11 protein-coding genes and 1 pseudogene are annotated in these 15,228 nt (G+C 61.4%); 7 read left to right on the top strand and 5 right to left on the bottom strand.

The window, feature by feature from the left end; genetic code table 11:
* Window positions 1-10: 10 nt before the first annotated feature.
* A pseudogene (gene ltrA / locus HMI59_RS24720) lies at window positions 11-1,385 on the bottom strand (group II intron reverse transcriptase/maturase).
* A gap of 1,286 nt (window positions 1,386-2,671) precedes the next feature.
* Here ltrA and istA (HMI59_RS24715) point away from each other — a divergent pair.
* The 4 genes from istA (HMI59_RS24715) to istB (HMI59_RS24700) all read left to right on the top strand — a co-directional run bounded on the left by istA (HMI59_RS24715) (window position 2,672) and on the right by istB (HMI59_RS24700) (window position 6,762).
* On the top strand, window positions 2,672-3,907 hold the full coding sequence (gene istA, locus HMI59_RS24715) for an IS21 family transposase (protein WP_193594465.1): 1,236 nt from the start codon (window positions 2,672-2,674) through the stop codon (window positions 3,905-3,907).
* Window positions 3,904-4,662 (top strand): IS21-like element helper ATPase IstB, encoded by a 759-nt coding sequence (istB, locus tag HMI59_RS24710; protein ID WP_193594466.1) that lies wholly within the window; start codon window positions 3,904-3,906, stop codon window positions 4,660-4,662. The genes istA (HMI59_RS24715) and istB (HMI59_RS24710) overlap by 4 nt, the downstream gene beginning before the upstream one ends.
* Window positions 4,663-4,771: 109 nt before the next feature.
* Window positions 4,772-6,007 carry an IS21 family transposase gene (istA, locus tag HMI59_RS24705; RefSeq protein WP_193594465.1) on the top strand — a complete coding sequence of 412 codons (1,236 nt, stop codon included), beginning with the start codon at window positions 4,772-4,774 and terminating at the stop codon, window positions 6,005-6,007.
* Entirely contained in the window at window positions 6,004-6,762 is a 759-nt protein-coding gene (istB, locus tag HMI59_RS24700) for an IS21-like element helper ATPase IstB (protein ID WP_193594466.1), read from the top strand. Before istA (HMI59_RS24705) ends, istB (HMI59_RS24700) begins: the two co-directional genes overlap by 4 nt.
* A gap of 83 nt (window positions 6,763-6,845) precedes the next feature.
* Here istB (HMI59_RS24700) and HMI59_RS24695 read toward each other — a convergent pair whose 3' ends face one another.
* The 4 genes from HMI59_RS24695 to HMI59_RS24680 all read right to left on the bottom strand — a co-directional run bounded on the left by HMI59_RS24695 (window position 6,846) and on the right by HMI59_RS24680 (window position 10,532).
* Entirely contained in the window at window positions 6,846-7,820 is a 975-nt protein-coding gene (locus HMI59_RS24695; RefSeq protein WP_193594521.1) for a biotin-dependent carboxyltransferase family protein, read from the bottom strand.
* Window positions 7,804-8,712 (bottom strand): allophanate hydrolase subunit 1, encoded by a 909-nt coding sequence (locus HMI59_RS24690; protein ID WP_193594520.1) that lies wholly within the window; start codon window positions 8,710-8,712, stop codon window positions 7,804-7,806. Before HMI59_RS24690 ends, HMI59_RS24695 begins: the two co-directional genes overlap by 17 nt.
* A 4-nt stretch (window positions 8,713-8,716) precedes the next feature.
* Entirely contained in the window at window positions 8,717-9,607 is an 891-nt protein-coding gene (gene pdxS, locus HMI59_RS24685; protein WP_193594519.1) for a pyridoxal 5'-phosphate synthase lyase subunit PdxS, read from the bottom strand.
* A 145-nt stretch (window positions 9,608-9,752) separates the two neighbouring features.
* Complete coding sequence (locus HMI59_RS24680) at window positions 9,753-10,532, bottom strand: LamB/YcsF family protein (protein WP_193594515.1); 780 nt, start codon at window positions 10,530-10,532, stop codon at window positions 9,753-9,755.
* Window positions 10,533-11,017: 485 nt separating this feature from the next.
* Between HMI59_RS24680 and HMI59_RS24675 the strand changes: the two genes are divergently transcribed.
* Genes HMI59_RS24675 through HMI59_RS24665 form a run of 3 tightly spaced genes read left to right on the top strand, consistent with a single transcriptional unit; the run spans window position 11,018 to window position 15,185 of the window.
* A complete protein-coding gene (locus tag HMI59_RS24675; protein WP_255527694.1) occupies window positions 11,018-12,394 on the top strand; it encodes an aldehyde dehydrogenase in 1,377 nt (458 codons plus the stop codon).
* A gap of 30 nt (window positions 12,395-12,424) precedes the next feature.
* On the top strand, window positions 12,425-13,792 hold the full coding sequence (locus HMI59_RS24670; protein ID WP_193594516.1) for an aspartate aminotransferase family protein: 1,368 nt from the start codon (window positions 12,425-12,427) through the stop codon (window positions 13,790-13,792).
* Window positions 13,779-15,185 (top strand): glutamine synthetase family protein, encoded by a 1,407-nt coding sequence (locus HMI59_RS24665; protein ID WP_193594517.1) that lies wholly within the window; start codon window positions 13,779-13,781, stop codon window positions 15,183-15,185. Before HMI59_RS24670 ends, HMI59_RS24665 begins: the two co-directional genes overlap by 14 nt.
* Window positions 15,186-15,228 lie beyond the last annotated feature (43 nt).

Below are 15,228 nucleotides of genomic sequence, written 5' to 3'. Positions count from 1 at the left end.
GGCCCTCCGTTCACACCACCGTACGTGCGGGCCTCGCATACGGCGGTTCGCTAGGTCGTTGAAAACGATCCCACGCAGCGCGAAAGAGAATGAGGCCTTGCCCAGCCCAGTACTCGGTTGGGAGGGCCCTGTGGAGAACGGGCGATTTCGCGATCCGCCAGTAAGCTCGGCTGCTGTTGCCCCATTGGTGGGCCAAGTCCGGCCTGATCCCAAGGCGTCGCAGGTTCGCCACCCGTGTTCGCGGGAGTTTCCATTCCTTCCACCGGATCTGGCGCATTCGGCGCCTGAACCACTCATCAAGGTCGGAGAACTTCCGCGGTGTCTGTGACAGCCGGAAATAGCCCATCCACCCCCGAACATAGCGGTTCAGTTGCTGGATGCGGTCAGCCATGGAGATACTCCATTTGCGCGAGGTCAGTTCCCTGACGCGGTCCTTCATGCGCTTGAACGCTTTCGGAGCGATCCTGATCTTCACCCCGCCCTTGGCGAAGTAGAACCCGAAACCCAGCAACGTAGCTACACTTGCCGGATTGATCATGGACTTCTGCCGGTTGACCCTCAATTTCAGGTCCCGTTCCAAGACTTTTGTGCCCGTTCCAGAACCCGTTCCGCAGCTCTCCTGGACTTCACAAAGACCCTGATGTCATCGGCATACCGCACGAAGCGGTGCCCCCGACCCCAGAACTCCTGATCAAAATCGTCCAGCATGATGTTCGACAGCAACGGCGACCACGGTGACCCCTGCGGGTCCCCTCCACCGTCGGCTGCCGCACCCCATCAGCCATGATCCCGGCCTCAAGATAGCGCCGGATCAGCTTCAAGAGCCGCCTATCTTTCACTTTCCGCGCAATCCTGGCCATCAGCACGTCGTGGTTCACCCGGTCAAAGAACGAATCCAGATCAACCTCGACCACCCACCGATACCCCTGTGAAATCACCGTTCGGGCGACCTTCACCGCATCATGGGCGCTTCTGCCCGGCCGGAACCCATACGAGACCGGCACGAACCCCGGATCAAAGACCGGGGACAGGACCTGCGCGACTGCCTGCTGAATCAACCGATCCAGCACGGACGGCACCCCCAGCTTCCGCACCCCGCCATCAGGTTTGGGAATTATCACCTGACGCACCGGGCCCGGAGCATAAGTACCCGCGTCCAGCGCTTCCCGCGTTTCTGCCCAATGTTCTAAGCACCACGCACGAAGTTCCTCCGTGCCCAGCCCGTCAGCACCGGCAGCACCCCGGCTCCGCTCAACACGTTTCAACGCGATCATCAGATTCTGCCGGGAGAAAACCGTCTCCCACAGATCCGATGCATCCCTGACGTTCTCCCCGATACCCGCCGGGTCCTCACTACGCACAGACAGCAGATCTCCCGGATTCACCGTTCACTCCTTGACTCTCTGTCCCACCACTCCCGTGGGTTGGCTGCGATTCCTGTGGAACACACGAGAAGCACCGCTTCAAACCATCAATTCCCAGCGTTCAGCCCTTCCCGGCAAACCATGCATGATTCCCGCCGGTACTACGGCCTCGGCTGACTTCTGCCCCATCAGCAACGACCCTTAAAGCCGCACCGCTCCACCCAAAAGACCAGTGGCGCACTGGGACGGATCTCCCCGGATAAGAACATTCACTTTCCCCCTGCCGCCGCCGCATTTATACACCGGCCGTTTCGGTGGAACGGGCTTCACCATCCGTTGCTGGCTCACCCCGACCGGCATGCCTTCTATGCGATTCGTGTCCCTCGGTGCAGGGATTTGCCTCCGGCTTCCTTCCCACCCCACCTCACGATGACGCAGTTGCCAATGGCTAGAAGTTAAACCACCTTCTCCTCCAGAGGACTCACACCTCCAAGCCAATGCCCAGGCTGGGCGTACAACGGTACTGCCCGGCCGGGCAGTACCGTTGCAGCAGTAAAGGTGTGGCACGCAACCACCGTTCGGGCCCTGCCGCTTGGCGTGGCACCCCTGATGGCGAAACGGACTGCAGCGCACAGAGCCCACCTTGAACACACAAACAGACGAACCAAAGAAACAACCCGAATTCAGGAGGCGGCGGGAGCCCTCAAGCTCAAATCCTCGGGTTCCGCCCGTTACATTCGCTCAGAGGTGCAGCGGCGGGCGATACCGTTGGCGTATGTCGCAAGCAAGAATCGTCAACAGCACTCGAGAGCGTGACGTGTCCCGTATTCCTACCTTCTGCTGATGGAACAACAATCAGTCGGCACGCCGAGAATAGCGCCCCACTTGGACCAATTCAGGGGCGTTGGACGAAGCCCGTTTCCGCCGGCGCCCGGGTTTCTCGCCGCAGCATGATCACGACATCTCTGACTGCTTCAACATTGAGGTCGGCGGCATTTGGCCGAGCTTCCAACGCGATTATTAGATACCAGTGCCGGTCTTGCTGCAACGCGCCCCGATCGATTCGCCATGAGCGCCCTGAAAACTGGTTAGGGGCTCCACCCGTCCTGGGTGAAGCCCCTAACCGGGCCAATGGGTCTACGGTCACTTGATCCGCTGGGAAAAGGAGATTCTCCGGCGCGGGGCGTCTCCACTGATCTTTCCCTACGAATGCAAAGTGCCGCGTCCAGGAGTGCTAAGTGTTGACGCCAACCGAAAATAGGGCCAAAAACGCCGACTGAAAATGAGGCCACTGACCATTATGGAAGGTGATCACATTGGATGTTTGGGCGCAGATACGCCATCGATACGCGACGGAGAAAATTTCCAAGAGGGAGCTGGCTAAGCAGCTCGGGGTTTCCCGGGGGACGGTGGACCGGGCGTTGGAGGCGGAGCGGCCGCCGAAGTATGAGCGGAAGCCGGCCGGTTCGAGCTTTGATGCATACGCGCCACGGGTGCGGGCCTTGTTGGTTCAGACGCCGACGATGCCGGCCTCGGTACTGGCCGAACGCGTCGGCTGGACGGGCTCTGCGTCCTTGTTCCGGGACAAGGTCCGTGGACTCCGGCCCGAGTATATGCCGGCGGATCCGGTGGACCGGCTGGTTCATGAACCGGGCCAGGCGATGCAGTGCGATTTGTGGTTTCCCCATGAGCCGCTGCCTCTGGGTCACGGGCAGGAGGGCAAGCCTCCGGTGTTGGTGATGACGTGCGCGTTCTCCGGATACATCCAGGCCAGGATGCTGCCGACCCGCACGACCTTTGATTTGCTGGGCGGGATGTGGTCGCTGCTGCAGGAGGCCGGTGCAGTGCCCAAGCAGCTGGTCTGGGACAACGAATCAGGGATCGGCCAGGGCAGGCTGACCGAGCCGGCGGCGGCGTTCGCGGGCGTGCTGGGCTGCGAGATCCGGCAGTTGCCGCCACGGGATCCGGAATCCAAGGGCATGGTGGAGCGGATGAACCGTTACTTCCGCCAGGGCTTCATGCCGGGCCGGACGTTCGCGTCCCCGCTGGATTTCAACGACCAGCTCGCGGACTGGCTGCCGCGGGCGAACGCCCGCTACTCCCGGACCCGGCACGGCCGCCCGGCCGAGCTCTTCGTCCGGGACCGGGACGCGATGCGGCCGTTGACTCCGGTGGCGCCCGCGTTTGCCTTCCGCAGCAGCGTCCGGCTGCCACGGGACTACTATGTGCGGGTCTTCTCCAACGACTATTCCGTGGACCCGGGCGCGATCGGGCGGATCGTGGACGTCGAAGCAGACCTGGAAAAGGTGACCGTGAGCGCAGACGGCCGGCTGCTGGCCAGGCACGAGCGGCGGTGGGCCAGGCACCAGATCTTCACCGACCCCGCGCACGTGGACAAAGCCGCCTCCCTCCGACGGATCCACCGGAGCGTCAAGGCCGGACGGTCCACGGTGGTGGAGGAACGGGACCTGTCGATCTATGACGAACTGTTTGGGGTCGCCATCCCCGACGATGCCCGCGAGCTGTCCGGGGCAGGACGGTGAACGGGGCAGCGAAGGACATCGAGTACTACGCCCGTGCGCTTCGCGCGCCGCGGATCGCCGACGGCTACCGATCCCTCGGGGACCGGGCACGCGAAGCAGGCTGGTCACACGAGGAATACCTCGCCGCTGTCCTCTCCCGCGAGGTCGCCGAACGAGAGGCCTCCGGGGCAGCCCTGCGGATCAAGGCCGCGAGGTTCCCCGGACACAAGCTGCTGGAAGAGTTCAACTTCGACCACCAGCCTGCCGCGGACCGGAACCTCGTCGCGCATCTAGGCACCGGGGTGTTCCTGGACGAAGCCAAGAACGTGGTCCTGCTCGGCCCGCCCGGCACCGGCAAGACCCATCTGGCCGTCGGGATCGGGATCCGGGCCGCACGCGCCGGGCACCGCGTCCTGTTCGACACCGCGACCGGGTGGGTATCGAGGCTGGCCGAAGCCCACGACCGCGGTCGCCTGCCCCAGGAACTGGCCAAGCTCCGCCGATACAAGCTGCTCATCGTTGACGAAGTCGGCTACATCCCCTTCGACCAAGACTCGGCCAACCTGTTCTTCCAGCTGGTCTCATCCCGCTATGAACACGCCTCCCTGGTGCTGACCAGCAACCTCGCCTTCAGCAGGTGGGGCGAAGTCTTCAGCGACGCGACAGTGGCCTCGGCAATGATCGACCGAATCGTTCACCACGCAGAAGTCCTGAACCTCACCGGCAGCAGCTACCGACTCCGGAACAAGACAAAAACCCAGCTTCAGGCACAATAGAACAGCAACCCGTGGCCCCGTTTTCAGTTGGCAAAACTGGCCCTAATTTCGGTTGGCGTTAACAGCCAAAAACGCCGACTGAAAATGAGGCCACTGACCATTATGGAAGGTGATCACATTGGATGTTTGGGCGCAGATACGCCATCGATACGCGACGGAGAAAATTTCCAAGAGGGAGCTGGCTAAGCAGCTCGGGGTTTCCCGGGGGACGGTGGACCGGGCGTTGGAGGCGGAGCGGCCGCCGAAGTATGAGCGGAAGCCGGCCGGTTCGAGCTTTGATGCATACGCGCCACGGGTGCGGGCCTTGTTGGTTCAGACGCCGACGATGCCGGCCTCGGTACTGGCCGAACGCGTCGGCTGGACGGGCTCTGCGTCCTTGTTCCGGGACAAGGTCCGTGGACTCCGGCCCGAGTATATGCCGGCGGATCCGGTGGACCGGCTGGTTCATGAACCGGGCCAGGCGATGCAGTGCGATTTGTGGTTTCCCCATGAGCCGCTGCCTCTGGGTCACGGGCAGGAGGGCAAGCCTCCGGTGTTGGTGATGACGTGCGCGTTCTCCGGATACATCCAGGCCAGGATGCTGCCGACCCGCACGACCTTTGATTTGCTGGGCGGGATGTGGTCGCTGCTGCAGGAGGCCGGTGCAGTGCCCAAGCAGCTGGTCTGGGACAACGAATCAGGGATCGGCCAGGGCAGGCTGACCGAGCCGGCGGCGGCGTTCGCGGGCGTGCTGGGCTGCGAGATCCGGCAGTTGCCGCCACGGGATCCGGAATCCAAGGGCATGGTGGAGCGGATGAACCGTTACTTCCGCCAGGGCTTCATGCCGGGCCGGACGTTCGCGTCCCCGCTGGATTTCAACGACCAGCTCGCGGACTGGCTGCCGCGGGCGAACGCCCGCTACTCCCGGACCCGGCACGGCCGCCCGGCCGAGCTCTTCGTCCGGGACCGGGACGCGATGCGGCCGTTGACTCCGGTGGCGCCCGCGTTTGCCTTCCGCAGCAGCGTCCGGCTGCCACGGGACTACTATGTGCGGGTCTTCTCCAACGACTATTCCGTGGACCCGGGCGCGATCGGGCGGATCGTGGACGTCGAAGCAGACCTGGAAAAGGTGACCGTGAGCGCAGACGGCCGGCTGCTGGCCAGGCACGAGCGGCGGTGGGCCAGGCACCAGATCTTCACCGACCCCGCGCACGTGGACAAAGCCGCCTCCCTCCGACGGATCCACCGGAGCGTCAAGGCCGGACGGTCCACGGTGGTGGAGGAACGGGACCTGTCGATCTATGACGAACTGTTTGGGGTCGCCATCCCCGACGATGCCCGCGAGCTGTCCGGGGCAGGACGGTGAACGGGGCAGCGAAGGACATCGAGTACTACGCCCGTGCGCTTCGCGCGCCGCGGATCGCCGACGGCTACCGATCCCTCGGGGACCGGGCACGCGAAGCAGGCTGGTCACACGAGGAATACCTCGCCGCTGTCCTCTCCCGCGAGGTCGCCGAACGAGAGGCCTCCGGGGCAGCCCTGCGGATCAAGGCCGCGAGGTTCCCCGGACACAAGCTGCTGGAAGAGTTCAACTTCGACCACCAGCCTGCCGCGGACCGGAACCTCGTCGCGCATCTAGGCACCGGGGTGTTCCTGGACGAAGCCAAGAACGTGGTCCTGCTCGGCCCGCCCGGCACCGGCAAGACCCATCTGGCCGTCGGGATCGGGATCCGGGCCGCACGCGCCGGGCACCGCGTCCTGTTCGACACCGCGACCGGGTGGGTATCGAGGCTGGCCGAAGCCCACGACCGCGGTCGCCTGCCCCAGGAACTGGCCAAGCTCCGCCGATACAAGCTGCTCATCGTTGACGAAGTCGGCTACATCCCCTTCGACCAAGACTCGGCCAACCTGTTCTTCCAGCTGGTCTCATCCCGCTATGAACACGCCTCCCTGGTGCTGACCAGCAACCTCGCCTTCAGCAGGTGGGGCGAAGTCTTCAGCGACGCGACAGTGGCCTCGGCAATGATCGACCGAATCGTTCACCACGCAGAAGTCCTGAACCTCACCGGCAGCAGCTACCGACTCCGGAACAAGACAAAAACCCAGCTTCAGGCACAATAGAACAGCAACCCGTGGCCCCGTTTTCAGTTGGCAAAACTGGCCCTAATTTCGGTTGGCGTTAACACTAAGAACCAAGAGCATCGTCACGAAGCTATCGAATGAAGAATTCGAGCACGCTTGGATGAATAGACAGCCCGCGCGGCGAGTGCTTCTTCTATCGAAATAACTTCGAATCGTGTTGTGGATTTCGGTGCGAGCTGGGCGATTGTGTTCAGGTCTGAACTTATAACTGTTGCGATCATCGCATAGCCTCCAGCGGAAACCGCATCACGATGCAAAACGATGGGCTGGCCGCCTCCAGGAATCTGAATGGAACCCATGGGATAGCCGGCATCAACAATGTTCGACGGATCCGAACCAGCGCCTGTTGGTTGCTGTCGGGGGTTGAATTCGAACTTCTCGTCACCACTGAACCTAAATCCAGTGCGGTCCGCAACCGGAGTCAATTCCCACTCCTGAGCAGACAACATGTCGAGTGACTTCGCTGTTATCAGGTGATCGTATGGTCCCAACACAACGCGGGCAACCGCCGTATGGCTGAGTAGAGGACGAAACTCTTGGCGTAGGACACGAGGTGCGGAGCCGAGGATTGCCGGTTCAACCGGCACTATATCCCCGGAGACCAGCCGACGTCCTTCTAGGCCGCCGATTTTTCCCAGGCTGTATGTGCTCCGGCTCCCCAGGACGACAGGAACATCAATCCCGCCTCGAAAAGCGAGGTATGCACGGGTTCCTGAAGTGGCGAACCCGATCGCAATTTCATCGCCCGCCTTAAGGTCGATTGATTCCCACTGCGGCCTCTCCTCACCATTCACGGTGACCGTCGCGGCTGCTCCAGTGACGGCCATGACCGACGGCTCGGTCGTGATGAACTTCGGCCCAGTGAAGGTGCATTCGATTGAGGCCAGGCCCGGGTCATTGCCAACGAGACTGTTCGCGATTTCATGCGAAAGGGTATCCATCGCGCCCCCCAGCGGAACACCGACATGATAATGTCCCGCACGGCCGAGGTCCTGGACTGTGCTGTGGAAGCCAGGATCCTTAATTATCAGCGCCATGGAGAGCCTCCGTCAGTTTGAGGTTGTACTTCGCCGGGTCCCGCTCCCACTCCGCGAGGTCAAATTCCACCTGGGCGATGCTGTAGCGGAATGTCCCATCCGCACATTGCTGCTGAATCGCATCGTATTCGTCTTTATCGACGGGCCTAAACTTCACGATGTCGCCCGCCCGGAAAAGGATCATTGATTCCTGAAAATCAACCAGGGCTGAGTTCGGTTCAAAAATTGGTGCGGCAGCAAGTCCAAACATCTGGTAGCCTCCTGCACCACGCACAGAGTAAATACAACAGAAACATCCAGCATGCCCAACCGTGAGAGGCGGAGTATCTGTTCTGGGGCTTAGATACTTTGGAGCCTCGATCTGTTCGGCCTGCGGTGTCAACTGATACATGAAGGGTAATCCTGCGACAAACCCTACGGCCGTTACCATCCAAGGCGATCCGTGGTGACGCTCAATCAATTCCGTTTGGCCGCTGAGATTGTTTTCCTCCGCCACGTACTCCAGGTCCGTCTTGTCCGGGGCCTGATGATTAGGTCGGAACCTCTCCATCACTTCCTGGGTGATCGGATCGTTATACCAGACGGGAAGTTCTAAGATTCGTGTTTGAGCGGTCACGGACCTTGAGCCGTTATTCAACGCCTCTTCGAGGTCTTGAACCCGACGCTTAAGCTGTAACGGGGCAATCAAGTCAGGGTTGTACCGTAGAAGCATCGAGGTGTTCGTCTGGCAGATGTCGGTCACGCCTTCGATATGCGATACTTCCACAGCATTTGCTAAGCTGCTTACTCGCTGAAAAGCGCCCAAGCTCATCGATTCGTCCATCTCAACGAACAGAAATTCGTCGCCTCCCCAAGCGTAGCGGGCACGACGGGTAGAGATATCGATTGTCATCGTTCTACCATCCTCTTTCTGCGAGGCGGTGGGGTTGGGGGATTTCGTCGACGTTGATGCCGACCATTGCTTCGCCGAGGCCGCGGGAGACTTTCGCGATGACATCCGGGTCGTCGTAGAGCGTGGTGGCTTTGACGACGGCGGCGGCGCGCTGGGCGGGGTTGCCGGACTTGAAGATCCCGGAACCGACAAAGACGCCGTCGGCGCCGAGCTGCATCATCATGGCGGCATCGGCCGGGGTGGCGATGCCACCGGCGGTGAACAGCACTACCGGGAGCTTGCCGGTCGCGGCGACTTCCTTGACCAGCTCGTACGGGGCCTGCAGTTCCTTCGCCGCGACGTACAGCTCGTCCTCGGGCAGGGAGGAGAGCTTGGCGATCTCGGCACGGATCTTGCGCATGTGACCGGTCGCGTTGGAGACGTCGCCGGTGCCGGCCTCGCCCTTGGAACGGATCATCGCCGCACCTTCGTTGATGCGGCGCAGAGCCTCACCGAGGTTGGTGGCACCACAGACGAACGGGATGGTGAAGTTCCACTTGTCGATGTGGTTGATGTAGTCCGCCGGGGTCAGGACCTCGGACTCGTCGATGTAATCCACGCCCAACGATTGCAGGACCTGGGCTTCGACGAAGTGGCCGATACGGGCCTTGGCCATCACCGGGATGGAGACCGCGGCGATGATCTGGTCGATCATGTCAGGATCGGACATGCGGGACACGCCGCCCTGGGCGCGGATGTCGGCCGGCACACGCTCGAGCGCCATGACGGCGACGGCACCGGCGTCCTCGGCGATGCGGGCCTGTTCGACGTTGACGACGTCCATGATGACGCCGCCCTTAAGCATCTCAGCCATACCACGCTTCACATTTGTGGTGCCGATTGTCCCATGCTCCATCTTGCGTCTCCTCGACGATGAATCTTGTGTGATCCGGTAAAGATCTACCTCAGTTGTATATGGATTGTGGTCTCCTGCCTGGACAGCTGTGGCTCTGGCCAGGAAGGTGACGCTTCCGCCGTTGCGGAGCCCCCGGTGGTGGTGCTTAGTTGCTGGTGGTTGTGAGGAGTTTGTGTTGTGAGAGGGGTTTGACGTCGATGTTTGCCTGGGCGAGTGCGGAGCGTACTTCGCGGGCTACTTCGACCGCGGTGGGTGAGTCTCCGTGGAGGCAGATGGTGTCGACGTCGAGTTCGAAGGTGCCGCCGTCGATCTTGGGCATGATCTTGTCCTGGACGAGCTTGACGGTTCGTTCGGCGACGGATTGGGCGTTGCGCGGTGCGACGTGGCGTTCGAGCATGAGGTCGCCCTTCTCGTCGTATTCGAGATCGACGTAGCCTTCCCAGGCGACGGTGGCGCCGGCTTTGCGGGCGGCTGCTCCGCCGGGACCGCTGGAGATCAGGACGAGTTCCTCGTCCAGTTCGAGCAGGCCCTTGGCCACGGCTGCGCCGTGTTCGGCGCTGTAGGCCGTGAGGTAGTAGCAGGCGCCGTGCGGCTTGATGTGCTGCAACTTTCCGCCCATGGAGGTGACGAAGGCCTGGAGAGCGCCGGTCTGGTAGAGGATGTAGTCCCGGAGCTCATCAGGGGTAATCTTCAGGTGGCGGCGGCCGAAACCGATCTTGTCGGGGAACCCGACGTGCGAGCCAATGCCGCACCCGTTCTCGAGTGCCAGTTCCACACTGCGGCGCATGATGTGCGGGTCACCTGCGTGCCATCCGCACGCGATATTGACGGAGCTGACGAAGGGCATGAACTCCTCGTCATTTCCCATCTTCCAGATCCCGAAGGACTCTCCCAGGTCTGCATTAATGTCAACGACAGCGGACATTGAAATCTCCTGATCTTGTTGAATGTTCGGCAAGTTGAATGTTCTGAAGGACTCAACACGGTCCTAAGCCGATACCGGAACACGACTCCGGCCTCGGCAATACCCGCCTCTTCGCTTCAGTCCCAGTCAGTCAGTCCGACAATGGACTAAAGGATCGCAAGTAGGATCAATACTCATCTCTGATGGTGCGCCTGTCAACAGTCTGGCGTCCTTTGATCGGACAGGCCCAGTTTTCGCCGAAGATTACAAACCCTTGGGTGGCCTGCCGGGGGGCGCGTGGCCGCCGTCTGAGTCAAGAACGTTCAGGCAGTTCTTGACCATCAGCTTCCGATCACCTAATAATGATCCTATTAGTGGTCCTTTATTCCAATTGTGGTTTTCCGTTGGAGCCAGGGCTGACTTCGAGACGAACCTTTACCAGCCGAGGTCCACTACCCACCTTCGTTTCACGGTCCGATGTTCTTTTGCAGTAGTCAGGAGCAGTTGTGAGCACAGTTGTCGCTAACCAAGTCGAACTCATCAATCCTGCGTTGGGTTCGGCTTTCGAGCGTGTTGATCTGGTTGGCCCTGACGGTGCTGACGAAGCAATCAGCCGGGCTGATCACGCATTTCGCTCCTGGCGTGAGATCGCGCCGGGTGACAGGGCACGGCTCTTGCGGCGGTTTGCGGCTGCCGTGGAGGCAGACATCGAAAACCTTGCGGCACTGGAAGTCCGCAACTCAGGCCACACCATCAGCAACGCGCGGTGGGAGGCAGGACACGTCCGGGATGTCCTGAATTATTACGCGGGCGCTCCGGAGCGGCCGAATGGCAGCCAGATCCCGGTCCCGGGCGGAGTCGACATTACCTTCCGGGAAGCTCTGGGAGTTGTCGGCATCATCGTGCCCTGGAACTTCCCCATGCCCATAGCGGCCTGGGGCTTCGCCCCCGCATTGGCCGCTGGCAATACCGTTGTCCTTAAGCCCGCGGAAGTCACGCCCCTGACCGCCATGCGCCTGGCCGAACTGGCGCTGGAGGCCGGAATTCCCGAAGGAGTTTTCACCGTCATTCCAGGTCGCGGAGTGGATGTTGGCGACCGTTTTGTCAAGAATCCGCTTGTTAAGAAGGTGGTATTCACAGGCTCCACCCAAGTAGGCAAAGCAGTTCTGGCAGGTTGCTCAGAACAGCTCAAACCAGTAACCCTGGAGCTCGGCGGCAAGAGCGCCAATATAGTCTTTGCTGACGCGGACCTGGAAAAGGCTGCAACTGCTGCACCTTTTGCGGTATTCGATAATGCAGGGCAGGACTGCTGCGCCCGTTCCCGCATTCTCGTCCAACGCTCGGTTCTGGACCGCTTCCTTGGCTATCTGGAGCCTGCAATCCAAGGTATGCGCGTAGAAGACCCGTCGCTGCCCACGTCGGAAATGGGGCCTTTGATTACCGCTGCCCATCACGAACGGGTCTCCTCGTTCCTGGAAGACGGGGATCCTGTCCTTATCAAGGGAACAGCCCCGGAGGGCCCCGGCTTCTGGTTCGCCCCCCGCGTCCTCGGGCCGGTATCCCCCACAGCCCGAGTGGCCGTCGAAGAGATTTTCGGCCCGGTGGCAGTGCTCATCCCCTTCGAAGACGAAGCCGACGCGGTCCGCATCGCCAACGATTCCCAATACGGCTTGTCGGGATCGATTTGGACTCGGGACGTTGGTCGTGCCCTGCGGATGTCCAAGTCCGTTCAAAGCGGTGCATTAAGCATCAACAGCAACTCATCCGTCCGTTACTGGACCCCGTTCGGTGGTTTTAAGGAATCAGGATTGGGCCGCGAGCTAGGACCCGATGCCCTGAACGCCTTCACCGAAGAAAAGAATGTGTTCCTCTCGATCGACTGATCGAGCCGTCAGCGCCAAGAAAGGTTAGTTATGGATAAGAACAGGTCATTCGTTACCGCGGACGAGACGTCGGTGTTCGTTCGCGAGATCGACAAGCAGTACCCCTTGCTTGTCCGAGGCGAAGGCGCATGGCTTTACGACGCCAGCGGACACGCCTATCTCGATGCCGTTTCCGGCGGCGCCATGGTCACAAGCCTGGGCCACGGGGCAGTTCCCTCCATCTCGGAGGCCATCCAAAAGCAAACCGAACAGGTTTCCTTTATCTACAACGTCCACGCCACCTCTCCGGCCCAGGAACAGCTGGCCCGGGACATCGTTTCAATTGCGCCGGAAGGCTTCACCCGCGTGCACTTCGTCTCGGGCGGAACCGAAGCCAACGAGCTCGCTCTTCGCATGGTGCGCAACTACCACGTCGAACGTGGCGAAGCCGGCCGCCACGTCATGGTCTCTCCCGCCCAGTCCTACCACGGAGCGAGCATCGCAACATTCGGCCTGACGGGACGAAATGGCCTCCAAAGCCCCTACCAGCCTTACATTCAGCAGCAGGAACACATCTCCCCTGCCACGTGGCTGTTCGACCCGTCCGGAGAAACAGCGCTGAAAGAACTAGACGAGATCCTGGAACGGGTCGGCGGTCAGGTCGCTGCATTCCTCATCGAACCCGTATCCGCTGCCTCGCTGCCTGGCTACTCCCCACCCGAGTCGTTCTGGCGGGGACTGGAAGAGCGTCGCCAGAAGCACGGCTTCCTTGTTTGGTTCGATGAAGTCGTCACTGGCATGGGAAGGACCGGCACCTGGTTCGCTGCTGACCAAATGCCCATCATGCCCGACATCATCACCACCTCCAAGGGTCTTGGCGCAGGCTACTTCCCGGTCGGGGCCATGTTGGTGCAGGAGCATGTCTACCAGGCCGTGGCCGACGGATCGCGGTCATTCGAACCTGGACACACCTGGGACGGTGCGCCGGTGTCATGTGCCGCCGGTTCGGCCGTCATCAACCACCTCCGCAAGGAAAGGCTTGTGGAGTCTGTGGGCGAGCGGGGTCCCCGTCTGCTCGAAGACATCCGCAGCGCCCTCGCCGGTTCCGAGATCGTCAGGGAAGTCCGGGGACGCGGTTTCCTCCTGGGCGTCAGCTACGTTGACCCTGCTGATGGAACGTCATTGCTGGACCCCTCGCTGGGAGTATCCCGCCGGATTGACGAGACAGCGCTGAAGAACTCGCTGCTGGTCTACTCGACACAGCCCACGCGTGATGGTTACGCCGGCGACCAGACCCTGCTGGCTCCAACGTTCGTTGCAACCGACAGTGATCTGGACCAGATCGTCGAGCGCCTCGCCACCACCGTGGCGGAAGTCGAACGCCAGGTAAAGAACGAGCTCACCCATGCCAAACGCTGAGCACGGCTCAGAGGTGCGGTCGCCGTCACAAAACGGCGGCCGCACCCCGCTGACCGTTGAAACCTTCAAAGCCGAAGTCGAAGCCGGACTAATTGACATTGTCGAAATGGTCGTCGTCGACATGCAGGGCCGGCTGCAAGGCAAACGCCTCGCAGCCCAGTACTTCCTGGAATCAGTACTCCACGGGGGCAGCGAAGCACAAAGCTACCTCCTGGCAACAGATGTCGAAATGGGCGGCGTCGAGGGCTACAGCATTGCATCATGGTCAACCGGTTACGGAAACCTCGTCATGCAGCCCGACGCAAGCACACTTCGGAGGATGGCATGGAGCCCATCGGCAGTCAGTGTTCTCTGCGACGTCTTTGACCAACAGGGCGCCCCGATGTCCGTATCACCGAGGCAACTCCTGCGCCGCCAACTCGATGAACTGGCAGCACGCGGATGGACCGCGGTGACCGGAACCGAGATGGAGTTCCAAATCTTCACCAACTCCTACGAAGAGGCGTGGAACACAGGCTACCGAAACCTGCAGCCCGTCAGCTCGTACAGCGCCGACTACTCGCTGCTTGACACACGCGGCATAGGCCCCCTTCTGGCCGACCTCTACCGGGATCTGGCCGGCGCCAAGGTGGACATCGAGAGCATCGTCGCCGAGGCCGCGCCCGGTCAACACGAAGTGGTCCTCAAATGCCGGGACGCGCTGACAACCGCCGACAACCACGCCTTTGCCAAATTCGCGGCCAAGCAGATAGCTGCTACCCGCGGGCACAGCCTCACGTTCATGGCAAAAATCGACCAGAACGCAGGCAACGCCTGTCACATCCACTTCAGCCTACGAGCCGAAGACGACTCACCGGTTTTCGCCGGTGACGATACATTCGGCTTCTCGCCCGTGATGCGAAGTTTCTTGGCCGGCCAACTGGCGTTTCTCCCGGAACTGACCCTGCTGCTCGCACCCAACATCAACTCCTACAAGAGATTCGTGGACGGAAGCTACGCCCCGACGGCCATCTCCTGGGGACACGATAACCGAACCTGCGCACTACGGGTCCTGGGAAGAGGCAAATCACTACGGTTCGAACACAGGCTGCCCGGGGCCGACGTAAACCCATACCTGGCAATCGCCGCCATCGTCGCTGCAGGCCTCCGGGGAATAGAGGACGGCCTGGAACTCCAAGCCCCCACCACAGGCAACGCCTACACCAAAGACCTGCCCCACGTACCAAACAACCTCCGAGACGCCCTCCGGCTATTCCGCGAAAGCGAAACGGCGGCCAAAGCCTTCGGAGAGGACGTCGTTGCACACTACGCACGCATGGCAGAACACGAACTCCAACAATTCGACCAAGCCATCACGGACTGGGAAAAATTCCGCGGATTCGAAAGGCTCTAAGCCCACCCAATACACCCCTCAACCCCCAGGCCCAAGCCACGGG

The organism is Paenarthrobacter sp. YJN-5, from assembly GCF_015040095.1.
Lineage (GTDB): Bacteria > Actinomycetota > Actinomycetes > Actinomycetales > Micrococcaceae > Arthrobacter > Arthrobacter ureafaciens.
This window is presented reverse-complemented; position numbering and strand designations above follow the sequence as displayed.